The organism is Sphaerisporangium sp. NPDC004334, from assembly GCF_053602655.1.
On sequence record NZ_JBSGDZ010000006.1, the window covers coordinates 207,744 to 231,239 of the forward strand.

Genomic DNA, 23,496 nt, shown 5'->3' on the forward strand with positions numbered 1-23,496 from the left:
CGCGCCGGGGCTCAGGTCAGGGTGCGGGGGCCGTAGAGGGCGGCGGGGGTGTTGGTGGTCATGGCCCAGTAGCGGTCGCCGTAGGACCAGTGCCACCACTCGGTGGGGTAGTTGACCAGGCCGGCGGACTCCAGGGCCGCGCCGAGGATCTTGCGGTGCTCGCGCGCGGCGGCCGAGATGTTGGGCGCGTCGGTGTAGCAGGCGCCGTCGCTCTGCTCGGGGTTGGCGTTGACCGGGGTGCCCATGTCCAGCTCGACGCCGTCGTCGGTGGCGAGGGTGAGGTCGACCGCCGCGCCCGCCGTGTGCGGGGCGACCTCGATGGGCGAGACGTACCGGCTGGCGGCCACGTGCAGCTCTTGCGGCGACATCTCCGGGAAGGCGGCTCTCAGTTCGTCCTTGTACTGCTCGAAGTAGCGCCGCTGCAGCACCGGAGGCCGGTATCCCTCGACCACGAGCAGCCGGTAACCGTAGGGCAGTTGCCGCTGGGCGTCAGAAAGCCGCAGCAGCAGCCCCTCGCGCAGGTGGGCGTAGGCGCCGGCGGGGTCGGCGAGCCTGCCGTCGACACCGAGCACGCCGCGCACGTCGGCCAGCGCCTCACCGTTCTCCTCGACGGGGATGGAGGTCACGCGGGGGTCAGAGATGAGCACGATGTTGCGCATGGCCAGCCAGTCTGACATAACCGACTTTTAACCCTGTTTACCTGGTACCCCGCACCGCGAAGACGTCCCTACGGCATGCCGCCGACACCGGCTTTTCCGCGATTCGCCTGGTCTTGCGGCCGCCCCAAGGCATCTGTACGGCATGCCGCCGGCACTGGCTTCTCCTCGATTCGCCCGGGCCTGCGGCCGCCGCGAGGCGTCAGCAGGACATGCCGCCGGCAGCGGTTTCTTCTCGGTCCGCGCGGGCCTGCGGCCGCGGTGAGGCGTCAGTACGGGATGCCGTCGACGGTGCTGGAGAAGACCTCCTCGCGGGCCTGGTCCAGGGCGGCGGCCAAGGCGCCTCGCAGGACCGGGTTGCCCTCGACCTCGGTGACCGCGACCTTCGGCCGGCTCGGGCAGATGCGGGCGACGGCCTTCTCGACCCGCCCGGCGAGCGCCTGACCGCCCGCCCTCCCCACATCCCCGCTGAGCACGACCAGTCCCGGGTCCAGGACGACGGTGACGGCGGCGACCCCGATGGCCAGCCGCTCGGCCACCTCGTCCAGGAAGCCGTCCCTGCCGGTCTCGACGGCGGCGCGGACCATGTCGGCGGCGCGCACCATGTCGGCGCCGCGCACCATGTCGGCGCCGCGCCCGGAACACAGGCCGTGGGCGGCGGCCAGGCGGCCCATGGCGGCGGCGCCGACCAGGCGCTGGAAGGAGCCGGACTGCGGCTCTGTGACGTTGACCGGGAGCGGTTCGCCGGGAACGGGGAGCCAGCCGATCTCGCCCGCGCCGCCGGTGGACCCGCGGTGCAGCCGCCCGCCGAGCATGACGCCGAGCCCCTGCCCCACACCCGCCCACACCAGGACGAAGTCCTCGACTCCGCGCGCCGCCCCGTACCCGTGCTCGGCCAGCGCGACCAGGTTCACGTCGTTCTCTATGGTCACCGAGGACCCGAGGGTCGCCCGCAGGTCGGCGAGCACGCCCGCGTGCCAGGAGGGCAGGTCGAAGGAGAAGCGCACGTCCCCCGTGCGCGGGTCGACCACGCCGCGCGTCCCGATGACCAGGGCCCGCAGCCTGCCGAGCGCGATGCCGGCCGCGTCGCAGGCTCGGCCCACGGCGCTGTGCACGGTCTTGACCGGCTCGCCGGTCTCGCGCGGGTCCACCGCGACCTCGGCGATGAGCTCGCCGGTGATGTCGGCGACGCCGGCGGTGACCTGGCCGGGCAGCACCTCCAGCCCGGCGACGTAGGCGCTGGAGGGCACGACCGTGTACAGCGCGGCGTTCGGCCCGCGGCCGCCGGGACGCCGCCCGGAGACCTCGACCAGGCCGCGCTCCTCCAGCCGGGCCAGGAGCTGGCCGGAGGTGACCTTGGACAGGCCGGTGTGCTCCCCCAGCTCGCCGCGGGTGAGCGGTCCCTGGGCGAGCAGGAGCTCCAGCGCCGCGCGGTCGTTGAGCCGGCGCAGCAGCCGCGGCGTTCCGGGGTGTCGTCTGGGCATGGGGCCGCCCCTCTCGTCACGATCCGCTAACAGGGTTTTTTTTAAGAAAGTTTCTTGTTAGTTTAGCGGCAGTCACCCCGCGGGCAAGCGATCAGGGCCTTGGGGATGTCGCAGCGCAGAGCGCGAGGACGGCGCCTTCGCCGTGGCGTGCGGCTCACCCCGCGCGCCCCTGCTCCGAAGAGCGCGAGCCCGACGCGAAGCCGGGAAGGGAGAACCCACACGTGAACATCGCAAGGATCGCCACCGCGACGGCCACCACCGCCGCTCTCGCCATTGGTGTGGCCGCCTGCGGGGGCGGCGGCGAGCCCGCCGGCCAGGCCGCCGCGCCCCAGGCCTCGGCCTCCTCAGGGCCGGCGTTCGCCGGCCAGAAGCTGACCGTCTGGCGGCTCGGCGCCCCCAACGACGTGCAGGACAAGTACATGTCGGAGCTGAACGCGAAGTTCAAGGAGCAGACCGGCGCCGACGTCGACCTCCAGTGGATCCCCTGGCCCGACGCGCAGAAGAAGTGGACCGCCGCGCTCGCCGGCGGCGTGGGCCCGGACGTGACCGAGTTCGGCAACGACCAGGTCGCCGCCTGGGTCGCCGAGGACGCCCTCGCCGACATCTCCGACGTGGTGAAGTCCAGCCCCGACTTCCAGCAGATCCCGCAGAACCTGTGGGGCTACGAGACCATCGACGGCAAGGTCTACGCCGCTCCCTGGGGCGGCGGCACCCGCGCCGTCCTCTACCGCAAGGACTGGTTCAAAGACCTCGGCATCGAGACGCCCAAGACCTGGGACGACCTCGTCGCGGCGGCCAAGAAGATCGTCGCCAAGAAGGGCAAGGACGTCGACGGCTTCGCCTTCAACGGCGGCTCGGACGCCAACATGTCGCTCTCGCCGTTCGTCTGGTCGGCCGGCGGCGACTTCGCGGCCTTCGAGGGCGGCAAGTGGGTCGGCAAGCTGACCGAGCCCGGCTTCAAGGAGGGCTTCCAGTTCTACACCGACCTGGTCGCCAAGGACGGCGTGTCGGGCAAGGGCCGGCTCAACCTGAACTCCGTGGAGATCAGCCAGCGCTTCGCGGCCGGCAAGGTCGGCATGTACGTCACCGGCGGCTGGGACATCGCCACCATCAAGGAGCAGAGCAAGGGCAAGGTCGGCGACGACCAGATGGCCTTCTTCTCGCTTCCGAACAAGGACGGCAGCGGCCCCGCGCCCGCGTTCCAGGGCGGCAACGACATCGCCATCTGGAAGGACGCCAAGACCCCCGAGCTGGCCGCCGAGTACCTCAAGCTCGCCGCCGGCAAGGAGTACGGCACCCGGTACGCCAAGGAGGGGGGCCTGCTCCCGCTCTACCCCGACGCCCTGGCCGAGTACGCCAGTGACCCGGTGCAGGCGCCGTTCGCCGAGACCTTCAAGGTGGCCAAGGGCTTCCCTGCCGACCCCGACTGGGCGCAGGCCAACGACACCAAGGCCGTGCTGCAGAACGCGGCGCGGGCCGTCATCGAGGGCAAGAAGAACATCGACACGGCCCTCGGCGACGCCAACACCGAACTCGAGACGATCCTCAACCAGCAGCAGTGACGATGGCGCAGACCTCGACCATCGCCCGGGGCGGGGGCACCCCTCCCGCCCCGGCGGGGCGCGCGTCCCACCGCCCCGCCCGCCGGCCGCGCCGGCTGTCCGCCCGGGCGGTCCCCTACGTGCTGCTGCTGCCCGGCCTGCTGGTCATCGGGGTCCTGCTGCTCTACCCGCTGTACCAGATGGTGGAGATGTCCTTCCACAAGGTGGGACTGCGGCAGATCCGCCCGAACCCGCGGCCGGCCGAGTTCGTGGGGACCGACAACTACACCCAGGTCTTCCAGTCGGAGCTGTTCTGGACCTCCCTCCGCAACACGGTGGTGTTCGCCGTGGTCACCGTCGCGCTGACGCTGCTGCTCGGCACCCTGGTCGGCCTGCTGCTGAACCGGCTGGGCCGCAGGATGTCCACCTTCGTCGTCGTGGGCATCATGGCGGCCTGGGCGACCCCGCCCACCGCCACGGCGATCATCTGGAAGTGGCTGTTCGACGCCGACGCGGGCGTGGTGAACTGGACGCTGAACCTGCTGCCCGACGGGCTGTCCAGCCTGGTGTTCGGGCGGTCGGACTGGTCGGGCCAGCCCTGGCTCAACTCCGCCTCGACGATCTACCTGGTGCTGATCGTCGCCGTGGTGTGGGCGTCGTTCCCGTTCATCGCCGTGTCGGTGCTCGCGGGCCTCAAGAGCATCCCCTCGGAGCTGTACGAGGCGGCCCGGGTGGACGGATCGGCGCCGGTGACGACCTTCTGGAAGATCACCTTCCCGCTGCTGCGGCCGGTGTTCTCGGTCCTGCTCGTCCTGTCGGTCATCTGGGACTTCAAAATCTTCACCCAGCTCTACGTGCTGGCCGGCGGCACGACCAACCGGGACGCCTTCAACCTGTCGCTGTGGGCGTACACCGAGGCGTTCAGCGCGCCGCCCAAGATGGGCTTCGGCGCGGCCATCGCGGTCATCCTCACCGTGATCATGCTGCTGATCACCGCCGTCTATGTCCGCCAGATCGTCAGAACGGAGGACGTGCGATGAACCCGCAAACCGCCAGGCGCCTCAAGACGGCCGCCCTGAACGCGGCCGGCGTCGCGGTGTTCCTGTTCGCCGTGTTCCCTGTGTACTGGATGGTCGCGACGGCGTTCAAGCCCAACGACGAGATCTTCACGACGCGGTTCATCCCCTTCCCGCTGTCGCCGACGATGGAGCACGTGTCCCGGGTGCTGACCAGGGGCGTCGCCGGGCACTCGGTGTGGCGGTACCTGATGAACAGCGCCGTCGTCGCGGTCGGCACCGTGCTGGTCGGGTCGGTGTTCGCGCTGCTCGCCGCCACCGCCGTGGCGCGTTTCCGGTTCCGGTTCCGCACGAGCTTCCTGATCCTGCTGCTGATCGTGCAGATGGTGCCGGGCGAGGCGCTGCTGATCCCGCTGTTCCTGATGGTCAAGCGGCTCGGCCTGTACAACCAGCTTCTCGGCCTGATCGTCGTCAACGTGGGCTTCACGCTGCCGTTCGCGATCTGGATGCTGCGGACGTTCGTGGCCGCGGTGCCCAAGGAACTGGAGGAGGCGGCCGCCATCGACGGCGCGGGTCGTTTCGTCACCTTCTGGAGGGTGCTGTTCCCGCTCGTCGCGCCGGGCCTGGTGGCGACGAGCATCTTCTCGTTCATCACCGCGTGGAACGAGTTCGTCTTCGCGCTGACGCTGATCAACGATCAGGGCACCTACACGATGCCCGTGGCGCTGGGGTTCTTCACCAGCCAGCGTTCGACGGACTGGGGCGGCATCATGGCCGCCTCGACGCTGATGACCATTCCAGTCATCGCGTTCTTCCTGCTGGTGCAGCGGCGCATGGTCTCGGGCCTGGTCGCCGGCGCCGTGAAAGGCTGACGACAGTCGGCCCATTTATCGCAACGAAGGAGTCGAGTACAGCCATGTCTGAGTTCTCCGCGGGCGCGTCCCAGGGCGAGTCTCCCGTGGGCGGCGGTGACCGGGGGCTGCGCCGCCTGGCGGCCGGCACGCTCCTGGCCGCCTTCCCCGGGACCACCGTCCCCGACTGGATCCTGCGCGATCTGGAGGACGGCCTCGGCGGGGTGACGCTGTTCGGCTTCAACGTCGCGGGGGCCGAGCAGCTCGCGGGCCTTACGGCGCGGCTGCGCGAGGCGGGCGACCCGGTCATCAGCCTGGACGAGGAGGGCGGCGACGTCACGCGGCTCGCCTACCACGTCGGCAGCCCGTACCCGGGCAACGCGGCGCTGGGCGCCGTGGACGACGTCGAGCTGACCCGCCGGGTGTACCGGTCGATCGGCGACGACCTCGCACGCTGCGGGGTGAACCTGGACATGGCGCCCGACGCGGACGTGAACACCGCCGACGACAATCCCGTGATCGGCACCCGGTCGTTCGGGTCGGACGCCGCTCTGGTGGCGCGGCACACCGTCGCGGCGGTCGCCGGGCTGCAGGACGCCGGCGTGGCCGCCTGCGTCAAGCACTTCCCCGGCCACGGCGCCACCCGGCAGGACTCCCACCTGGAGATTCCCGTGGTGGACGTCTCGCGCGAGGTGCTGTGGGAGCGTGAACTCGTCCCCTTCCGCGCCGCCATCGAGGCCGGCACCCGGTCGATCATGACGGCGCACGTGCGGGTCCCGTTCCTCACCGGCGCGGCGCCCGCCACGCTCTCGGCCCCGGCGCTGACCGAGCTGCTCAGGGGTGAGCTCGGTTACACCGGCGTCGTCATCTCCGACGCCCTGGACATGCACGCGATCACCGAGAGTGTCGGGCTCGGCGGGGGCGCGGTGCTGTCGCTGGCCGCCGGCTCCGACCTGCTGTGCCTGGGGCCGCTGCCGACGCGCGAGCAGATCGAGGCGATCAAGGACGAGATCGTGGCCGCCGTGCGCGACGGGCGCCTGCCGCTCGCCCGCCTGGAGGAGGCCGCCGAGCGCGTCGCGCGGCTGCGCGGCTGGTTCGGCGCGCCGCGCGAGGAGGCCAGGGACGGCAACGTGATCGGCCTGACCGCGGCCCGCCGGGCGGTGCGGCTGTCGGGCACCGCCGCCCCGCTGGTGGATCCGCTGGTCGTCGAGGTGGACACCCCGCCCACGATCGCCGTCGGCGACGTGCCCTGGGGCTTCGCCCCCTGGCTGCCGGAGGCGGAGATCACCCGGGTCAAGCCGGACGCGGCCGACGCGAGCGGCCTGCTCGAACGGGCCCGCGGCCGGTCGCTGGTGATCGTGGTCAAGGACGCCCACCGCCACCGGGCCAGCCAGGAGATCGTCTCGGAGCTGCTCGCCGTGCGTCCCGACGCGATCGTCGTGGAGATGGGCCTGCCGATCTGGCGTCCCACGGCCGGCGCCTACCTCGCGACGTACGGAGCCGCCCGCGCCAACGCCCAGGCCGCCGCCGAGCTCCTCACCGCCTGACGACCGGGCGGCGCGGATCAGCGCAGGCCAGCGGGTCAGCACGGGGCAGCGGATCAGCGGGTCAGGGCAGATCAGTGGGTCAGGGAGGACAGTGGGTCGGGGGAGGACAGCACAGGTCGGCGGGTCAGCGCAGGTCGCACAGTTCCCGGGTGGCCGGTGAGGCGGTGCAGGGCTGGAAGCCCGTGGCGCTGAGCCTGGCCTGCGCGCGGACGTGGGAGCGGACGAACTCGACGAAGGACGCCTTCAGCGATCCCGGCTCCAGCGGGCCGCGGAAGTACAGGTACTCGGTGGTCCAGAAGGGGTAGCCCTCGCCCGGCCTGGCGGCGGTGGCGGAGGCGAACGCCCGGCCGTCCAGGGTCAGCGCGGTGACGCTGCCCGCTCAGCGCGCCTCGGCGATCGACACCTCGTCGGCGTAGCCGATCGCGCCGGGGATCGTGCTGATCTTCTGGATGATCTCGGCGTTGTCGTCGCGCTCGCAGCGGATCACCGGCGCGGCGGGGGTTGCGGTCATTCTCCAGGCAGGAGTTGGACGACAGCAGGCCCTCGCCGGTGCCCGGGCCGAGCACCTGCCTCTCGAACAACTGCCGCGTGCCGGAGTTCTGCCCGCGCCCCACGATGCGGATCGGCAGGGACCTCCCGCCGGCGCCGGGCACCTGCTTCCAGTCGGTCCATGTGCCGTCGTAGATCTCGAGGCGCTCACCGAGCCGCTGCCGGACGGTGAGCAGGTTGTCCCGGACCGGCCGGCTGTCCTCGGCGGGGAAGAAGCGCAGGCCGTTCCTCAGCTCCTCGCGCCGCTCCGGGGTGCTCGCCTCGGAGATCCTGGCGTTCCACACCACGCGCCCGCCGAAGGTGAACGACAGCGGGCGCTCGAAGTCCTCGGGTTCGATGTCGTAGGTGCCGCCGTTGCGGATGCGGATGACGACCATGCTCATCCGGTCGAGCAGCCGGGCGACCTGGCGCAGCTGTGGCGGCCCGTGCGCGGCGGGGTCGGCGCCGTCGTGCAGCGTCTCGGGCCCCACGCCGATCTTCGAGTTGTACAGAACCCGGAAGATCACGCGCTTGCGCCGGACGAGCAACCGGTCGACGAAGGGAGTGGCCACCAGCAGGACGATCGAGAAGATGACCGGGCCGGCGCCGCCGAAGAAGCCGACCAGGCGCGCCAGCCACTCCAGTACGGCCGCCACCGAACTCCCTCCCCACCAACCGGTTCAATTCTCCCGGCCCGCCGGGGACAGCGGCTCGCATGGTGGATCAGTTCATCGGGAGTTCAGCCGGCGGACATGAAGGGGCGGTCGCGGGGATCAGGAGGCGAAGATCTCCTCGCGCGCCTGTTCGAGGGCGGCCAGGACGGCGCCGCGCAGCACGGGGCGGCCCTTGACCTCGCTGGCCACCACCTCGGGCCTGATCGGGCAGATGCGCGCCACCGCCTCCTCCACGCGGTGGGTCAGCGCGGCCCCGCCGGCCCGGCCGATCTCGCCGTTGAGCACGACCAGGGCCGGGTCCAGGACCACGCACACCGACGCGACTCCGAGGGCCAGCCGGTGGGCCAGCTCGTCCAGGAACCGCGCCCCGGCGTCCCCGCCCTCGACGGCCGCGTGGACGGCGTCGGCGGCCGAGCCACCCGCGAAGCCGTACGGGCCGGCCAACTCGGCCACGGCCTCGGCGCTGATCAGGGCGTGCAGGCCGCCCGCCAGGGCGGGCATCCGGCCGGGGACGGCCTTGACGTCCTCGGCCAGCGGCACGCCGGGGACCGGCAGGTATCCGATCTCGCCCGCGCTGCCCGAACGCCCCCGGTGGAGCCGGCCGCCGAGGACGACGGCGAGGCCGACGCCGCGTTCGACCCACAGCAGCACGAAGTCGTCCACACCCTTGGCGGCGCCCTCGGCGCGCTCGGCGATCGCCGCGAGGTTCACGTCGTTCTCGATGGACACCGGCCGCCGCAGGTCCTGGGCCAGGGCCTGGTGGCTGCCCTCATGCCAGCCCGGCAGGTCGAAGGAGAACCGGACGTCGCCCGAGCGCGGGTCGACCACGCCGGGGGTGCCGATCACGATGGCCCTGAGGCGGGAAAGGGCGACCTTGCCCGAGCGGCAGGCCTTCACCACCGCGTTGTGCACCATCGCGACCGGATCGTCGTGCCCATTGGGGGAAATGGTGGCCTCGGCCACCATTTCGCCATTGATATCGGCGATGGCGGTGGTCACCGTTTCCGGGCCGACATCGAGCCCGGCCACATAGGCCGACGACGGAATCACCCCGTAAAGGGCGGCATTGGGCCCCCGGTTACCGGCCTGCTCCCCGACCACCTCGACCAGGCCGCGCTCTTCCAGCCGCGACAGCGTCTGGGAGGCGGTGACCTTGGAAAGGCCGGTCATCTCCCCGATCTGGCCCCTGGTCATCGGGCCGGAGGCGAGCAGCAGCTCCAGCGCGGCCCGGTCGTTGATCTCCCGTAGCAACCTGGGCACGCCAGGACGTCGCTCCATCGCAGGCTTTCTTGTCGTCGGTCCCCGTTGGTTTCATCACAAAACGCGCGCGTGGTGTGACACAACCAGTACTCAGTAAAGCTTCCTGCCAGTTTAGCGGCAGCGTTCCCGCGCGAAAGGCCACCGCACCTCCGGTTCCGCCGTTCGCCGGCCGCCATCCGCTGTCCCGGCCTTCGCCGCACCGGCCGTCTTGCGTTTGGCCCCGCATTGACCCGAGGATCACTCATGTCTTTCTGAGGAGCATTCATGGGCGCCGCCACCGACACTTCCCCCGCCTTCCGGATCCCGCTCCGCCCGCTCGCCGCGCACCACAGATCGATGGTCGTCCTCGCCCTCGGCGTCGTGTTGCTCACCGACGTGCTGCGGGTGCTGCTGCCGTCGCTGATCACGCTGTTCGGCCGCGCGGGCGACACTCCCCCCGAGCGAATGGGCCTGTTCGCGGCCCTGTGGTTCCTCCTGCCGTTCGCCGCGGCGCCGCTCGCCCGGCGGTGGGGACCCCGGCCGGTCACGCTCGGCGGCGCGGCCCTGCTGGTGGCCGACCGGCTGGCGCTCCAGGCGGCCGACGGAGGGGCGCCGCAGCTCTACCTGGCCGGCGCCGGCGTCGGCTTCGGCCTGGTCTTCCTGTACGGATGCGCGCTGAGGCTGCCGCGCCGCACCGTCCCGGCCGGGCTGGCCACCGGCATGGCCGCCTCGGCCACCGTCCATCTCGCGCTGGACCAGGTGGACCTGGTCTGGCGGGACGGCGTCCTGCCCTGGCTCCCCGTCCTGGCCGTCGGCGCCGCCTTCCTCCGGCTCGCGTGGCCGGCGCCCGCGCCCGGCGACCCCGCGCCACCGGGGGTGTGGTTCGCGTTCGGCCCCGCGCTGGCGCTGCACGGCATGTATCTGGCGACGCTGGGCCTGGCCGAGCATCCCGGAGGCGAGCAGGGCGGCCCGTGGCGCATCGCCGTCGTCGCGGCGGCGCTGGTCTGCGCCCAGTTCGTCATGGTCTCCTACGCCGCGCGCCCGCCCTACCGGCGCTGGGTCGTCGTCGTCCTGCTCCCGGCGGCGGTGGCGGCGCTGGCCGTCTCGTCGGCGCTTCCGTTCGCCCTGTTCGCCGCGGTCGCGCTCGGCGGCTGCCTGGGCATGGCGGCCCTGCCCGGCACCTCGCCCGCCTCCTCACACGGCACGGCCCGGCGCGGCGGGATCGCGCTGCTCGGCGGCGCGCTGGTGTTCCTGGTCGCCGTCTTCCTGTACTACGCCGCCTACGACGCCGACCTCGGCTTCCCCAACGGCGTGGTCCCCGTGCTGCTCGCCGGCACGGTGGCCGCGATCGCCGCCGCGGCGGCGCGCGGGCGGGCCGTCCAGCACCTCGCCCGCCCCCGGCCCCGGACGGTCGTCGTCACGGCGCTGGTCACGGCGGCCGCCGTCGCCGCGCTCACCTGGCGTCCCCTGCCGGAGACACGGCCCATTCCGCGGAGCGAGTTCACGCTGATCGCCTACAACATCCGGATGGGGTTCGGGCTGAAGGGCACCCTGGACCTTGACCGCATCGCGGCCTGGGCCCGGGCCGAGCGTCCCGACGTGGTCCTGCTCAGCGAGGTGGACCGCGGATGGCTGCTCAACGGCGGCCACGACGACCTGGCGCGCATCGCGCGGGGGCTCGGCATGCGCTACCACTTCGCGCCCGCCGCCGACCCGCTGTGGGGCGACGCGATCATCACCAACCTGCCGGTCCGGCAGGTCGTCTCGCATCCGCTGGGCCGGCACGACTATCCGACCGGCGCCCAGGCGCAGGCGGCCGTCGTCGAGGTGGCGGGAAGGCAGGTGGGGATCGTCGGCACCCACCTGCAGGCGCCGCCCGGCCAGGCGCCCGAGGTGGCCGCCGTCGTCCGCGACCTGGGAGGCGGCAGGCCGGTCCTGCTGGCCGGTGACCTCAACACCAGGCCGGGCGACCCTTCGATGCGCGTGCTGTCGGCCGCGGGCCTGTCCGACCCGCTCACGGCCCTGGGCGACCCACTCACCTCCCCCGCCGACGCGCCGGTCGAGCGCATCGACCACGTGCTCGTGGGACCGGGGCTGGCGGTCACGGCGGCACGGGCGCCGGGGGTGGAATTCTCAGATCATCGGCCACTCGTGGTCAGGTTGCGTGTAACCGGGGTTTAGCAGGCGGGATAATCGACAACATGCGTCTCTCCGCCCGTGTCGACTACGCCCTTCGCGCCGCCGCCGAGCTGGCCGCCTCCGGCAGCGGCCCCACCACGGTGGGCGAGCTGGCCAAGGAACAGGAAATGCCTCCGAAGTACCTGGAGAACATCCTGCTCCAGATGCGCCGGGCCGGGCTGGTCCGCGGCCAGCGCGGCCCCGAGGGCGGCTACGTCCTCGCCCGGCCCGCCTCCGAGATCACCCTGGCCGACGTCATCCGCGCCGTGGACGGGCCACTGGCCAACGTCCGGGGCGAGCGGCCCGAGCACGTCGGCTACCGGGGCGCGGCCCGTTCGCTCCAGCAGGTGTGGATCGCCCTGCGGGCGAGCGAGCGCGCCATCCTGGAGGAGGTCACCCTGGACCAGATCGCCTCCGACGCCCTGCCCGAACGCGTGATGGAACTGGCGGCCGACCCCGCCGCCTGGGACTGACCCATGCCCGAGGGCGACGCCATCTACCGGGCCGCGGCCAGGCTGCGGGCCGCCCTCGACGGACGGGTGCTGACCCGCTCCGACTTCCGCGTCCCCCGGCACGCCACCGCCGACCTGACCGGCCGCGCCGTGCTCACGACCGCCTCCCGCGGCAAGCACCTGCTGACCAGGGTCGAGGGCGGGCTCACCGTCCACACCCACCTGCGCATGGACGGAAGCTGGCGCGTGGAGCGGGCGGGGGCGCCGCTGCGGGCCGGGCATCTGATCCGGCTGGTCCTCGCCAACGAGCGATGGCAGGCGGTCGGGGTCCGGCTCGGCATGGTCGACCTGCTGCGCACCGACCAGGAGGACCGGGTGGTCGGGCATCTGGGGCCCGATCTGCTCGACCCGGAGTGGGACCAGGAGCAGGCGGCGCGGGCGGCGCGCAACATCGCGGCGCGGCCGGGGACGACCATCGGGGAGGCTCTGCTCGATCAGCGCAACGTCGCAGGCATCGGCACGATCTGGCGGGCCGAGACGCTGTTCCTGTCGGGCGTCTCGCCGTACCGGCCGGCCGGGGAGGTGGACGACCTCGCGGGAATGATGGGGCTGGCCCACCGGCTGATGGACGCGGGAAAGAACCAGTCCGGCGGTCCGGTCACCACCGGCGACAGACGCCCAGGACGGCGCCTGTGGGCGTACGGCCGGGCCGGGCGGCCCTGTCTTCGCTGCGGCAACAAGGTGATCGGCGATGAGCTCGGGGCGCAGCCATACGAGAGAGCGATCTTCTACTGCCCGGTGTGCCAGCCCCGCTAGCGGGCCCGGTCACAGGCAGCGCGATGACACAGACCATCACGCGGAGTGCGTGACGGTCCGAACTTCAGGACGGGAACGCTGCGGGCGTGACCTACGCGGCGACCATGTCCTTGACTTCGGGGAAGCCGTCGAACTCGGGACCGGAGATCGTGGTGGACACGGTCTCGGCCATGGGCAGACGCTCGTGCTCGGGCGCATCGGCCAGCACGGGTGCGTGTTGAAGCTCGGCCAGCGCGAACTGGTCGGAGACCTCCCGGAGCACCTGCGACAGCGGAACGCCCAGGGCGCCGCAAATCGAGGCGAGCAGCTCCGACGACGCCTCCTTCTGGCCACGCTCAACCTCGGACAGGTAGCCAAGGGAGACACGTGCCAGCGTGGAGACCTCACGCAAGGTGCGCGCCTGCCGCACCCGCAGCCGCCGCAGTACGTCACCGAGCAGCTGACGCAGCAGGACCATCTGTCGCTCCCTCCCAGGCGCGGGAGCTTTCACGGCGCTCCGCGCGGTCGGTTCGTATCGCCCGTTCTTCGGGTGCCCTTCGTACATACTCCTCGCCGTCATCATTGGTTCGCTCGGCCCCTTTGCCGGGCGTACGCCGGACCTGCTCCTCACCGATGGGTCACGAACCTCACTCACAGCTCCACCGTACCTGCATAGGCCAACGGGGCGGCAGACCATGGGGAGCATGTTCGCTGGTGACGTAACGCGGTAATCATCCTGATTGTTCCCCCACATACGCCTCCAGCACACCTCTCAGGAGATCCAAACCCTCCGTAACGGTGCTTCTGCGGATGTCTTCCCGTGAACCAGGTAAAAGTACGTCTCGGTGCCATATGTCGCCATCCGGACCGGCGACGGCGAGATGGACGGTGCCCACGGGCCGGCCGTCCTGCTCGTCCGGACCGGCCACTCCGGTCACCGCGAGCCCATACGACGAGCCGGTCACTCGCCGCACGCCGGCCGCCATGGCCGCGGCGACGTCCGGATGGACGGCCCCTTCCCGATCGAGGAGATCTTCGGGGACCCCGAGCAGGCGCGCCTTCAGATCGGTCGCGTAGACGATCACGCCGCCGCGGAACGCGGCGGAGGCTCCCCCCGGGACGGTGAGCGTGGCGCCGATCAGCCCCGCGGTCAGCGACTCGGCCACGGCCACCGTGGCCCGCCCGCGCACCAGGAGGGCCAGCACCTCGGCGGCGAGCCCGGCGCTCACCCGCCGCGGGCCTTCTCCGCGACCTTGCGCAGCCGCATGGCGCGGATGACGTAGTCGAGCCCGGTCACCACGGTCACCGCGAGGGCGAGGCCGATCAGCCCCCACCTCAGCGACTGCGGCACCCCCGGCAGGATGTAGAGCGCGATCGCCGCGATCTGCAGGACCGTTTTGACCTTGCCGCCGTAGCTGGCCGGGATGACGCCGTGGCGGATCACCGCCACCCGCAGCGCCGTGACACCGACCTCCCTGCCGAGGATGGTGCAGGTCACCCACCAGGGCAGCTCCCCCGCCGCCGACAGCGTGACCAGCGCCGCGCCGATGAGCGCCTTGTCGGCGATCGGGTCGGCGATCTTGCCGAAGTCGGTGATCAGCCCGTACCGCCGGGCGAGCCAGCCGTCGAGCTGGTCGGTCAGCGAGGCGAGCAGGAACACCACCAGGGCCGCGTACCGCCAGCCCGTCCCGTCGACGAGCATGCAGGCGACGAAGAACGGGACGACCACCAGCCGGAGGACGGTGAGCACGTTGGCGATGTTCCACGGGCTGACCCGCCGGACCACGGGCGTGGTCACCGGCTCGGTCCCGGTCTCCGGCGTGTTCGTCATGGTCCGGCCTTGATGCGGGCGATCAGGTCGACCCCCTCGGCGTCGACGACGGTCGCCCGCACGATCTGCCCCGGCGCGAGACCGATGCCCTGGACGGTCACCGAGCCGTCCACCTCGGGGCCCTGGTGGGCGGCCCGTCCCTCGTAGCCGCCGTCGCCGAGGTCGTCCTCGACCAGCACCTCGATGTCGGCGCCGATGCGCTCCTCGGCGCGCTGCGCGGTGAGCTCCTCGGCCAGCTCGGTGAGCGCCGCCACCCGCTCGTCCACGGTGTCCTGGTCGAGCTTGCCGCCCATCTTGGCGGCCTCGGTGCCGTCCTCGTCGGAGTACCCGAAGACGCCGATGACGTCCAGGCGGGCCTCCTCCAGGAAACCGGCCAGCTCGCCGAACTCGGCCTCGGTCTCGCCGGGGAAGCCGACGATGAAGTTGGAGCGCACACCGGCCTCCGGGGCGAGCTCACGAATGCTCTGGAGCAGGTCCAGGAAGCGCCGCGGGTCGCCGAAGCGGCGCATGCGGCGCAGCACCGGGCCGCTGGCGTGCTGGAAGGAAAGGTCGAAGTACGGGGCGACGCCCGGCGTGCCGGCGATCACCTCGATGAGACCGGGACGCAGCTCGGCGGGCTGGAGATAGCTCACCCGGACCCGCTCGATGCCGTCGGTGGCCGCGAGCCGCGGCAGCAGCTTCTCCAGGGCGCGCAGGTCGCCGAGGTCCTTGCCGTAGGAGGTGGAGTTCTCGCTGACGAGCACCAGCTCGCGCACCCCCTCGCCGGCGAGCCAGGCCGCCTCGGCGAGGATCTCCTCGGGCCCGCGCGAGACGTACGCGCCGCGGAAGGCCGGGATGGCGCAGAACGTGCACCTGCGGTCACAGCCGGAGGCGAGCTTCAGCGAGGCCACCGGGCCGCCGGACAGCCGCTTGCGCAGCGTCCGGGGGCCGCTGGCCGGGGCCAGGCCCTCGGGCAGCTCGCCGTGGCCGGGGATGTGGGCGTGCGCCCCGCCCGCGGACCGCTCCACCGGCGAGATCGGCAGCAGCGTGCGCCGGTCGCGCGGGCTGTGCGGCACCAGCGGCCGGCCGGACAGCACGTCGTCCAGCCGGGCCCCGATGTCGGTGTAGTCGTCGAAGGAGATGACGGCGGAGGCCTCGGGCAGCGCCTCGGCCAGCTCTTTGCCATAACGCTCGGCCATGCAGCCCGCGGCGACGACCTTGGCGCCGGAGTCGGCGGCCGCGAGCAGCGTGTCGATGGAGTCCTTCTTCGCCGAGTCGATGAAGCCGCAGGTGTTGACGATGACGACGTCGGGGTCGCCGTCGTCGAGCCGCCACCCGGCAGCCTCCATGCGCGCGGCGAGCTCCTCGGAGTCGACCTCGTTGCGCGCGCAACCCAGTGTGATCAGCGATGCGGTTCGGCGGGAAGACATGATGGGCTCTACGGTATCGGGAGTTGGCCACCGCGTGACGCACTCCCCCCGTACTTCCCCGCCGGACCGTCGCGCGCGGCGCCCCGGGGCCTCACTCCGGGGCGCGTCCGTGGCGGGCGGCGCCGGTCACCGCGACCCCGGTTCCTCCGGGCCGAAGGACTTGCGCACGAGCTCGCCGGGCTTGCCGGGGACGCCGAGGTGCTTGCCGTTGACCTCCAGGTCGACGCCGCCGGCGTTGCCGATGGTGACCCGCATGTGCTTGCGGGTCTTCCACGTCGAGGCGTCGCCCGCGCGCATGGTGCCGCGGAACATCGCCTTGCCCTTGTCGTCGCTGACCTCCACCCAGGACGGCTTGTTGGCCTTCACCCGCAGCGTCACCAGGTCGCTCGCCGGTCGGGCCGCATTGGGATGGGTGGAGGCCCTGACCGTGGCGGTGGGCTTGGGCGCGGGCGGGTTCTTGAGCTCGGCGCCGGTGGCGAGGTTCTCGCCCGGCCGGCTCATGACCCGGGTGACCCCGAAGACCGCGACGATGGCCAGCGCGATCGCCATCGCGGTGGACCAGTTGGGGCTGCGGCGCTCGCGCAGCTTGATCTGGCTCTCGGCCTGGAAGACGGCCGCGGCCCGCACGGGGAGGGGGACGCCGCCGTGTTCCTCGTCGAATTGGTGCACCACGGCGTCGGGGTCGAGCCCCACCGTCTTGGCGATGTTGCGGACGTGACCCCTGGCGTAGAAGTCGCCCCCACAGAGCGAGAAGTCGTCCCGCTCGATGGCGTAGATGACCGTCTCCCTTATCCGCGTGCGGCCGCTCAGCTGAGCGACCGTCATCCCCGCCGCGTTCCGTGCCGCGGCCAGCGTCACTCCAATGCTCATACGTCCCCCTCGCCGTGCACCTGCGCTACGCGCCCGTAATCCGACGATGCGTAGTCATTCACATTCAACCAGTAACCGAGGGGGTCGGTCGCGGAGGGGTCACTCTCCCCGCAAGTCGGCGAGCAGGCCGGGCAGTTCGTCGGGTTTCACCATCACTTCGCGGGCCTTGGACCCTTCGCTCGGCCCGACGACGTTCCGGCTCTCGAGCAGGTCCATCAGGCGGCCGGCCTTGGCGAAGCCCACCCGCAGTTTGCGCTGCAGCATCGAGGTGGAGCCGAACTGGGTGGTGACGATCAGCTCGGCCGCCTGGACGAGCAGGTCGAGGTCGTCGCCGATCTCCTCGTCGATCTCGCGCTTGGCGCTCGCCACGGCGGCGACGTCGTCGCGGTACTCCACCTGCATCTGCGCCTTGCAGTGGGCGACGATCTCGTTGATCTCCTTCTCGGAGAGGAACGCGTTCTGCAGGCGCATGGGCTTGCTGGCGCCCATCGGCAGGAACAGCGCGTCGCCCTGGCCCACGAGCTTCTCGGCGCCGGGCTGGTCGAGGATGACCCGGGAGTCTGCCAGGGAGGAGGTGGCGAAGGCCAGCCGGGACGGCACGTTGGCCTTGATCAGGCCGGTGACCACGTCGACCGACGGGCGCTGGGTGGCGATGACCAGGTGGATGCCGGCGGCGCGGGCGAGCTGGGTGATGCGGACGATGGAGTCCTCGACGTCGCGCGGGGCGACCATCATCAGGTCGGCGAGCTCGTCGATGATCACCAGCAGGTAGGGGTAGGGCTGGTAGACGCGCTCGCTGCCGGGCGGCGGCACGAGCTTGCCGGCGCGCACGGCCTTGTTGAACTCGTCGACGTGTCGGAACCCGCTCGCGGCCAGGTCGTCGTAGCGGCGGTCCATCTCGCCCACGACCCATTCGAGGGCCTCGGCGGCCTTCTTCGGGTTGGTGATGATCGGGGTGATCAGGTGGGGGATGCCCTCGTAGGTGTTGAGCTCGACGCGCTTGGGGTCGACGAGCACCATGCGCACCTCGTCGGGCGTCGCGCGCATCAGCACCGAGGAGATCAGCCCGTTGACGCAGACCGACTTGCCCGCGCCGGTGGCGCCGGCGATGAGCAGGTGGGGCATCTTGGCCAGGTTGGCCACTATTGTGCGCCCCTCGACGTCCTTGCCCAGCCCGACGATCATCGGGTGGTGGTCGGCCTGGGCGACCTGCGAGCGCAGCACGTCGCCGAGGCTGACCAGGTCCTTGTCGGTGTTGGGGATCTCGACGCCGATCGCCGACTTGCCGGGGATCGGCGACAGGATGCGCACGTCCGCCGACTTCACGGCGTAGGCGATGTTCTTGGTGAGGGCGGTGACCTTCTCGACCTTGACCGCCGGGCCGAGCTCGATCTCGTACCGGGTGACCGTCGGGCCGCGGGTGAAGCCGATCACCTGGGCGTCGATGGCGAACTGCTCCATCACGCTGGTGAGGGCGTTGACCACGGTGGTGTTGGCCTTGGTCTGCGGCTTGGGCGGGGTGCCGGCGCGCAGCACCTGAAGGTCGGGCAGGGCGTACGGGCCGGCCTGCGGCGACAGGACGAGCTGCTCGACCTTGCGCGGGGCGGGGGTGGGCTCGGGCGGCTCGGGCAGGCGGGGCGCCTCGGGGGGCTCCTCGTCCACCAGGCCGGGGACGATCTCGGGCGAGTGGTCGGCCATCTTGCCGGCCCCGTCCGCGATGACCGGGGTGTCGTAGGGCTTGACGTGCTCGCCGACCTCGACGTCGGCCTCGCCGTGCTTGCCGGGGCCCCGCGTGCGGCTCTTGCGCGGGGCGCGGGGCGCCCGGGCGGGACGCTCGCCCGGCGTGGCCTCGGGGCCGGCGGAGCCCTTCTGGAACAGCATGTGCTGGATCTCGGCCAGGCGCTCGGGCACGCGGTGCACCGGCGTCGCCGTGACCACCAGGACCCCGAAGCCGGACAGCAGCAGGAGCAGGGGGATGGTGATGAAGGCCGGCAGGATGCTCGCGGGCGGCGCCGAGACGATGAAGCCGACCATGCCTCCGGCGGCCGACACCTTGTCCATGCCGTCGGTGGCGGCCGGGCCCGAGGGGTAGGGCGTGGCGTGCGCGACGTGGATGATGCCGAGCAGGCCGGCCAGCAGGGCGGTCCAGCCGATGATCATGCGGCCGGTGTCGGCGTTCTGGTCGGGGTGACGCAGCAGGCGCCAGGCGACCAGCGCCAGCAGGACGGGCACCGACCAGGCCAGCGAGCCGACCGCGCCGCGCAGCACGGCGTCGACCACGGTGGCCGCGGCGCCCTTGGTGGTGCGCCATGTCATGGCGGCCAGGACGATGGCGCCGCCGAGCACGGCCAGGCCGAGGCCGTCGCGGCGGTGGGCGGGGTCCAGTTCACGCGCCTGCTGCCCGAAGGCCCGTGCGGCGGTGCCGATGCCGTTGGCGAACAGCAGCCACACGCCGACGAACAGCTTGCCGATGGCCAGGAAGACCCAGCCGATCGGGTCGGGCTGCTGGGCGGCGGGACGCCGGGCGGGTGGGCGCCCGCCGGCGCGTGGGCTCGCGGACCGCGCGGCGGCGGGCCGCTTGGCGGAGGACGGGCGCGATGACGTGGACCGCTTCGCCGACCCCTTCGGGGTGCTTTTCGACGTACGGGTGGCCATGGTACCGAGGGTACGCATGGGACGACGGCGCCGCGGGGAGGCGCGCCGGGGGCCGTCGTGATCGTCGGGGAACGTCCTGGTCTGCACAGGAGTTGTGTTTTATGTATTGACATCGTGTTTCATGTAATGGAACCTCCATCCAACAGGACGTTGGAAGGAGAAGTGATGTCCGCACTCGACTGGACCGTGCTGGGCGCATACTTCGCCGTGATGATCGTCATCGGCGTGTGGTCGAAGAACCGCATCAGGACCGTCATCGACTACTTCACGGCCGGAGGGAAGATCCCCTGGTGGCTGTCGGGGATCTCCCACCACATGTCGGGTTACAGCGCGGTCATGTTCGTCGCGTTCGCCGCCGTCGCCTACGACTACGGGCTCACCGTCTACGTCTGGTGGGCGATGACCATCGGCATCGGCGTGGGCATCGGCGCCTTCCTGTTCGCCGCGCGGTGGAACCGGCTCAGGTCCAAGCACGGCGTGGTCTCGCCGCTGGAGTACCTCACCCGGCGCTACAACCTGCCCACCCAGCAGGTCATGGCCTACAGCGGCGCGCTTTTGAAGGTCGTGGACATCGCCGCCAAATGGGTGGCCATCTCGGTGCTGCTCAAGGGCTTCGCCGGCATCCCCATCCAGTACGGCATCGCCATCACCGGCGCGGTCACCGTGGTCTACGTGACGGTCGGCGGACTGTGGGCCGACGTGCTCACCGACTTCGGCCAGTTCGTCATCCAGGCCGTCGCCGGCGTCGTCATGTTCGCGGCCGTCCTCGGGCACCTCGGCGGGATCTCGGCGCTGTGGACCATGTGGGGCGATCTGCCCGAGGGGCACGGCGACCCGCTGAGCGGGCCCTACACCACGACGTACTTCTTCGCCTTCCTGCTGATCAAGACCTTCGAGTACAACGGCGGGATGTGGAACCTCGCCCAGCGCTACATGGGCGCCCCGTCGGGCTCGCAGGCCAAGCGGGCGGCGCTGCTGTCCAGCGCCCTGTGGCTGCTCTGGCCGCTGGTGCTGTTCATCCCGATGTTCGCCGCGCCGCTCATCGTCCCGGGCCTGACCAACTCCGACCAGTCCTACGTGCGGCTCGCGCAGGAACTGCTGCCGACCGGCCTCATCGGCCTGGTGCTCGCCGGGTTCTTCTCCCACACCATGGCCATGGTCTCCTCCGACGCCAACGTGATCTCGGCGGTGATCACCCGCGACATCCTGCCGGTCTTCGTCCGCCGGCTGCGCGAGCTGCCGGCCGCGGGCGCGCTGCGGCTGGCCCGGGTGACCACCTTCGTCTTCGTCGTCGTCAGCATGACCATCGCGATCACGACCCAGGGACAGGGCGTGGTGCTGAAGATCGTCGTGGACGTGGTCGCCGCCACGATGGGACCGATCTCGATCCCGCTGATGCTCGGCCTGCTCCCCTGGTTCAAGCGCAGCGGGCCCACCGCGGCCATCACCTCGTGGGCGGCGGGCCTCGCGGTGTGGGCGCTGATCAAATGGGTGATCGCCTCGACGAATCAGACGCTGGTCGTGGCCGCCCCGCTGGTGACGTCCTTGATCCTCTACGTCGTCATCGGGCTCCTGCGCCCGGAGAACACCCCGTCCCGCGACGAACTGGTCGACTCACTGAACACCGATCTTCCTTCGGCGTCTCCCGATCGGCCGACCGCCACCCTCGCGTGACGCGCGCCGGTGGGCGGGGTGAGAGGATCTCTCACCCCGCCCACCGGCTTGTACCGTGACGTGCAGGACTATTTGTCCGACTCCAGGATGCCGCCGTTGGCGACGTCGGACTTCTCGATCTCGGTGAACACGATGCGCACGGCCTCGGGCCGGGCCTTGAGGATGCCCACGGCGGCGTCGGTCACCGCCGCCACGAACTCGCGGCGCTGGTCCATCGTCCGCCCCGACAGCAGTTCCACAGTGATGTTCGGCATGATGCCCTCCGGGTTCCATGTGTTGCATCACATGAAATCAGATTCCACTACATGAACCAAGAAGGAGAAAGCCGGCGTGGACGTGATAGTGATCGGCGAGCCTCTGGTCGAGTTCTCGGCGTCCGCTCCCCTCACCGAGGCGGACACCTTCCGCCTGTCGTTCTCCGGGGACGCCCTGAACGCCGCCGTGGCGGCGGCGGCCGCGGGCGCGCACGTCGCCCTGGTGACGCGGGTGGGCGAGGACGAGTTCGGGGAACGGCTGATCCGGTTCGCGGCCGCGCACGGCGTGGACACCCGGTGGATGCTGCCGGGCGCCGGGTCCACGGGAGCCTACGCCGTGGGCGCCGACCCCGGCGGCGAGCGGGCATTCGCCTACATGCGGGCCTGCAGCGCCGCCGCGAGGCTCGGCCCCTCGGACGTGGCCGACGCGCCGCTGGCCGAGACCGCCGTACTGCTGGTCAGCGGCATCACCGCCGCACTGTCGGCCTCGTGCGCCCACGCGGTGCGCCATGCGGCCGAGATCGTGCACGCGTCCGGCGGCAAGGTCGTGTACGACCCGAACTTCCGCTCCCGGCTCACCACGCCCGAGCAGGCCGCCGGCGTGCTCGCCGACATCGCGCCGATGGCCGCCCTCGTCGCCCCGTCCTGCCCGGGCGACAGCCTTCCGCTGCTCGGCACCGCCGACCCGGCCGAAGTGGTGCGTGCCTGCCTGAAGCTCGGCGCCCGCGCGGTCGCCGTCACCCGCGGCCCCGAGGGCGTCCTGCTCGGCCTGTCCGGCGGGAGGGACGGGCGGGCGGACGGGAGCGCGGGCCCGCTGGTGGAGATCCCGGCGGTCGCCGCCCGGGCCGTGGTGGACCAGACAGGGGCCGGTGACGCCTTCATCGGCACGGTGGCGGCGCGACTGGCCACGGGGACGGCGCTGCGTGACGCCGTGCGGGCGGGAACGGCGGCCGCCGCCATCAGCCTGCAAGGCCAGGGCGGCACCGGCCGCGTCGCCACCCCCGAGGAGATCGACCGCCTCCTCACCCACCCCGAGGAAGCCTGACCAGGTGGGCGGGGGTCAGCGGGTGGGGGTGGTGGTGGGGGTGGTGGTGGGGGCGCCCAGGGCTTGGGAGACGTCGCGGGCGGCGGCGGTGACGATCGGGGCGAGCTCCTCCAGAGCGGCGCGGTCCATGTCCATGGCGAGGGTGGAGATGGAGATGCCGCCCAGCACCTGGCCGGTGTGGTCGAAGACGGCCGCGCCGACGCAGCGGATGCCCGGCTCGTTCTCCTCGTCGTCCATGGCGTAGCCGAGGGCGCGGATCTTCTCGAGGTGGGCGAGCAGCTCCTCCACCCCGGTCAGCGTGCCCGGGGTGAGCCGCGGGAGGCCGGTGCGCCCGGCGATGGCGCGCACCTCGTCGTCGCCCAGCCCGGCGAGGATGGCCTTGCCGATGGCCGTCGTGTGCAGGCGCAGGCTCATGCCGACCCGGGAGGGCATCTGGTAGGGCCTGCGGCCCTCCAGCTTGTCCACGTAGACCGCCTCGTCGCCGCTGCGGATGCCGAAGTGGGTGGTGTAGCCGGTGCGTTCGTGCAGGGCGCGCAGCGCCGCCGAGGCCTGCCGGGACGGGTCGAACCTGGTCATGACCCGGCCGGCGAGGGTGAGGATGCGCGGCCCCGGCTCATAGCTTCCGGCGCCGTCGGCGCGGGCGAACCCCCACTCGACGAGCGACTGCAGGATGCGGTGAACGGTCGACTTGGAGACGCCGGTCGCCGCGGCGATGTCGGTCACGCGGTGGTGCTCGGCGATCGCCTCGAGCACCGCCAGCGCCTTGTCGATGGAGCTGCCTTCCCTGACCACGTCCT

The 23,496-nt window shown here is 71.8% G+C and carries 21 protein-coding genes; 9 read left to right on the forward strand and 12 right to left on the reverse strand.

Annotated elements, in window-relative coordinates:
* Positions 1–11: 11 nt before the first annotated feature.
* Both ACWEN6_RS09450 and ACWEN6_RS09455 read right to left on the reverse strand, forming a co-directional pair.
* Positions 12–677, reverse strand: a complete 666-nt coding sequence (locus ACWEN6_RS09450) for a M15 family metallopeptidase (RefSeq protein WP_452569769.1) — start codon at positions 675–677, stop codon at positions 12–14.
* A gap of 248 nt (positions 678–925) precedes the next feature.
* Complete coding sequence (locus ACWEN6_RS09455; protein WP_452569770.1) at positions 926–2,140, reverse strand: ROK family protein; 1,215 nt, start codon at positions 2,138–2,140, stop codon at positions 926–928.
* A 221-nt stretch (positions 2,141–2,361) separates the two neighbouring features.
* Between ACWEN6_RS09455 and ACWEN6_RS09460 the strand changes: the two genes are divergently transcribed.
* From ACWEN6_RS09460 to ACWEN6_RS09475, 4 genes are read left to right on the forward strand one after another with little or no spacing between them, the layout of a single operon-like run.
* A complete protein-coding gene (locus ACWEN6_RS09460; protein WP_452569771.1) occupies positions 2,362–3,702 on the forward strand; it encodes an extracellular solute-binding protein in 1,341 nt (446 codons plus the stop codon).
* A 2-nt stretch (positions 3,703–3,704) separates the two neighbouring features.
* Positions 3,705–4,721 carry a carbohydrate ABC transporter permease gene (locus ACWEN6_RS09465; RefSeq protein ID WP_452569772.1) on the forward strand — a complete coding sequence of 339 codons (1,017 nt, stop codon included), beginning with the start codon at positions 3,705–3,707 and terminating at the stop codon, positions 4,719–4,721.
* Positions 4,718–5,569 (forward strand): carbohydrate ABC transporter permease, encoded by an 852-nt coding sequence (locus ACWEN6_RS09470; protein ID WP_452569773.1) that lies wholly within the window; start codon positions 4,718–4,720, stop codon positions 5,567–5,569. Before ACWEN6_RS09465 ends, ACWEN6_RS09470 begins: the two co-directional genes overlap by 4 nt.
* A 44-nt stretch (positions 5,570–5,613) precedes the next feature.
* Complete coding sequence (locus tag ACWEN6_RS09475) at positions 5,614–7,095, forward strand: glycoside hydrolase family 3 protein (protein ID WP_452569774.1); 1,482 nt, start codon at positions 5,614–5,616, stop codon at positions 7,093–7,095.
* A gap of 71 nt (positions 7,096–7,166) precedes the next feature.
* Here the strand turns inward: ACWEN6_RS09475 and ACWEN6_RS09480 are convergent, their stop codons facing one another.
* Together ACWEN6_RS09480 and ACWEN6_RS09485 are read right to left on the reverse strand one after the other, a co-directional pair.
* Positions 7,167–8,279 (reverse strand): hypothetical protein, encoded by a 1,113-nt coding sequence (locus tag ACWEN6_RS09480; RefSeq protein WP_452569775.1) that lies wholly within the window; start codon positions 8,277–8,279, stop codon positions 7,167–7,169.
* 117 nt (positions 8,280–8,396) lie between these two features.
* Positions 8,397–9,575: an ROK family transcriptional regulator gene (locus ACWEN6_RS09485; protein WP_452569776.1), complete on the reverse strand. Its 1,179-nt coding sequence runs from the start codon at positions 9,573–9,575 to the stop codon at positions 8,397–8,399.
* A gap of 246 nt (positions 9,576–9,821) precedes the next feature.
* Here ACWEN6_RS09485 and ACWEN6_RS09490 point away from each other — a divergent pair, with 246 nt between their 5' ends.
* From ACWEN6_RS09490 to ACWEN6_RS09500, 3 genes are read left to right on the forward strand one after another with little or no spacing between them, the layout of a single operon-like run.
* Complete coding sequence (locus tag ACWEN6_RS09490) at positions 9,822–11,717, forward strand: endonuclease/exonuclease/phosphatase family protein (protein ID WP_452569777.1); 1,896 nt, start codon at positions 9,822–9,824, stop codon at positions 11,715–11,717.
* Positions 11,718–11,737: 20 nt separating this feature from the next.
* On the forward strand, positions 11,738–12,187 hold the full coding sequence (locus tag ACWEN6_RS09495; protein WP_354835176.1) for an RrF2 family transcriptional regulator: 450 nt from the start codon (positions 11,738–11,740) through the stop codon (positions 12,185–12,187).
* Positions 12,188–12,190: 3 nt separating this feature from the next.
* On the forward strand, positions 12,191–12,982 hold the full coding sequence (locus ACWEN6_RS09500; RefSeq protein WP_452569778.1) for a DNA-formamidopyrimidine glycosylase family protein: 792 nt from the start codon (positions 12,191–12,193) through the stop codon (positions 12,980–12,982).
* A gap of 91 nt (positions 12,983–13,073) precedes the next feature.
* On the opposite strand, the gene ACWEN6_RS09505 is transcribed toward ACWEN6_RS09500, so the two are convergent.
* From ACWEN6_RS09505 to ACWEN6_RS09530, 6 genes are all read right to left on the reverse strand, one after another.
* The gene (locus tag ACWEN6_RS09505) at positions 13,074–13,439 is read right to left on the reverse strand and encodes a helix-turn-helix domain-containing protein (protein ID WP_354835180.1); all 366 of its coding nucleotides are present in this window, start codon (positions 13,437–13,439) and stop codon (positions 13,074–13,076) included.
* A 253-nt stretch (positions 13,440–13,692) separates the two neighbouring features.
* On the reverse strand, positions 13,693–14,190 hold the full coding sequence (locus ACWEN6_RS09510; protein ID WP_452569779.1) for a CinA family protein: 498 nt from the start codon (positions 14,188–14,190) through the stop codon (positions 13,693–13,695).
* Positions 14,187–14,792: a CDP-diacylglycerol--glycerol-3-phosphate 3-phosphatidyltransferase gene (gene pgsA, locus ACWEN6_RS09515; RefSeq protein ID WP_354915529.1), complete on the reverse strand. Its 606-nt coding sequence runs from the start codon at positions 14,790–14,792 to the stop codon at positions 14,187–14,189. Before pgsA ends, ACWEN6_RS09510 begins: the two co-directional genes overlap by 4 nt.
* Positions 14,789–16,201, reverse strand: a complete 1,413-nt coding sequence (gene rimO, locus ACWEN6_RS09520) for a 30S ribosomal protein S12 methylthiotransferase RimO (RefSeq protein ID WP_452569780.1) — start codon at positions 16,199–16,201, stop codon at positions 14,789–14,791. The genes pgsA and rimO overlap by 4 nt, the downstream gene beginning before the upstream one ends.
* Positions 16,202–16,327: 126 nt before the next feature.
* Positions 16,328–17,071 (reverse strand): helix-turn-helix domain-containing protein, encoded by a 744-nt coding sequence (locus ACWEN6_RS09525; RefSeq protein WP_452569781.1) that lies wholly within the window; start codon positions 17,069–17,071, stop codon positions 16,328–16,330.
* A 99-nt stretch (positions 17,072–17,170) separates the two neighbouring features.
* A complete protein-coding gene (locus ACWEN6_RS09530; protein WP_452569782.1) occupies positions 17,171–19,726 on the reverse strand; it encodes a DNA translocase FtsK 4TM domain-containing protein in 2,556 nt (851 codons plus the stop codon).
* Between the two features lie 165 nt (positions 19,727–19,891).
* Here ACWEN6_RS09530 and ACWEN6_RS09535 point away from each other — a divergent pair, with 165 nt between their 5' ends.
* A complete protein-coding gene (locus tag ACWEN6_RS09535) occupies positions 19,892–21,400 on the forward strand; it encodes a sodium:solute symporter family protein (RefSeq protein WP_452569783.1) in 1,509 nt (502 codons plus the stop codon).
* 68 nt (positions 21,401–21,468) lie between these two features.
* On the opposite strand, the gene ACWEN6_RS09540 is transcribed toward ACWEN6_RS09535, so the two are convergent.
* A complete protein-coding gene (locus ACWEN6_RS09540; RefSeq protein ID WP_354915542.1) occupies positions 21,469–21,654 on the reverse strand; it encodes a tautomerase family protein in 186 nt (61 codons plus the stop codon).
* A 76-nt stretch (positions 21,655–21,730) separates the two neighbouring features.
* Between ACWEN6_RS09540 and ACWEN6_RS09545 the strand changes: the two genes are divergently transcribed.
* Positions 21,731–22,699: a sugar kinase gene (locus tag ACWEN6_RS09545; RefSeq protein WP_452569784.1), complete on the forward strand. Its 969-nt coding sequence runs from the start codon at positions 21,731–21,733 to the stop codon at positions 22,697–22,699.
* Positions 22,700–22,714: 15 nt separating this feature from the next.
* Here the strand turns inward: ACWEN6_RS09545 and ACWEN6_RS09550 are convergent, their stop codons facing one another.
* Positions 22,715–23,491 (reverse strand): IclR family transcriptional regulator, encoded by a 777-nt coding sequence (locus tag ACWEN6_RS09550; RefSeq protein WP_452569785.1) that lies wholly within the window; start codon positions 23,489–23,491, stop codon positions 22,715–22,717.
* Between the last annotated feature and the right edge of the window lie 5 nt (positions 23,492–23,496).

Excerpts from the sequence above, each read along its gene's own strand:
- rimO (WP_452569780.1), bottom strand. The coding sequence starts at position 16,201 with ATGTCTTCCCGCCGAACCGCATCGCTGATCACACTGGGTTGCGCGCGC.
- ACWEN6_RS09475 (WP_452569774.1), top strand. The coding sequence starts at position 5,614 with ATGTCTGAGTTCTCCGCGGGCGCGTCCCAGGGCGAGTCTCCCGTGGGC.
- ACWEN6_RS09505 (WP_354835180.1), bottom strand. The coding sequence starts at position 13,439 with ATGGTCCTGCTGCGTCAGCTGCTCGGTGACGTACTGCGGCGGCTGCGG.
- pgsA (WP_354915529.1), bottom strand. The coding sequence starts at position 14,792 with ATGACGAACACGCCGGAGACCGGGACCGAGCCGGTGACCACGCCCGTG.
- ACWEN6_RS09530 (WP_452569782.1), bottom strand. The coding sequence starts at position 19,726 with ATGGCCACCCGTACGTCGAAAAGCACCCCGAAGGGGTCGGCGAAGCGG.
- ACWEN6_RS09450 (WP_452569769.1), bottom strand. The coding sequence starts at position 677 with ATGTCAGACTGGCTGGCCATGCGCAACATCGTGCTCATCTCTGACCCC.
- ACWEN6_RS09525 (WP_452569781.1), bottom strand. The coding sequence starts at position 17,071 with ATGAGCATTGGAGTGACGCTGGCCGCGGCACGGAACGCGGCGGGGATG.
- ACWEN6_RS09500 (WP_452569778.1), top strand. The coding sequence starts at position 12,191 with ATGCCCGAGGGCGACGCCATCTACCGGGCCGCGGCCAGGCTGCGGGCC.
- ACWEN6_RS09535 (WP_452569783.1), top strand. The coding sequence starts at position 19,892 with ATGTCCGCACTCGACTGGACCGTGCTGGGCGCATACTTCGCCGTGATG.
- ACWEN6_RS09540 (WP_354915542.1), bottom strand. The coding sequence starts at position 21,654 with ATGCCGAACATCACTGTGGAACTGCTGTCGGGGCGGACGATGGACCAG.
- ACWEN6_RS09490 (WP_452569777.1), top strand. The coding sequence starts at position 9,822 with ATGGGCGCCGCCACCGACACTTCCCCCGCCTTCCGGATCCCGCTCCGC.
- ACWEN6_RS09495 (WP_354835176.1), top strand. The coding sequence starts at position 11,738 with ATGCGTCTCTCCGCCCGTGTCGACTACGCCCTTCGCGCCGCCGCCGAG.
- ACWEN6_RS09470 (WP_452569773.1), top strand. The coding sequence starts at position 4,718 with ATGAACCCGCAAACCGCCAGGCGCCTCAAGACGGCCGCCCTGAACGCG.
- ACWEN6_RS09455 (WP_452569770.1), bottom strand. The coding sequence starts at position 2,140 with ATGCCCAGACGACACCCCGGAACGCCGCGGCTGCTGCGCCGGCTCAAC.
- ACWEN6_RS09485 (WP_452569776.1), bottom strand. The coding sequence starts at position 9,575 with ATGGAGCGACGTCCTGGCGTGCCCAGGTTGCTACGGGAGATCAACGAC.
- ACWEN6_RS09465 (WP_452569772.1), top strand. The coding sequence starts at position 3,705 with ATGGCGCAGACCTCGACCATCGCCCGGGGCGGGGGCACCCCTCCCGCC.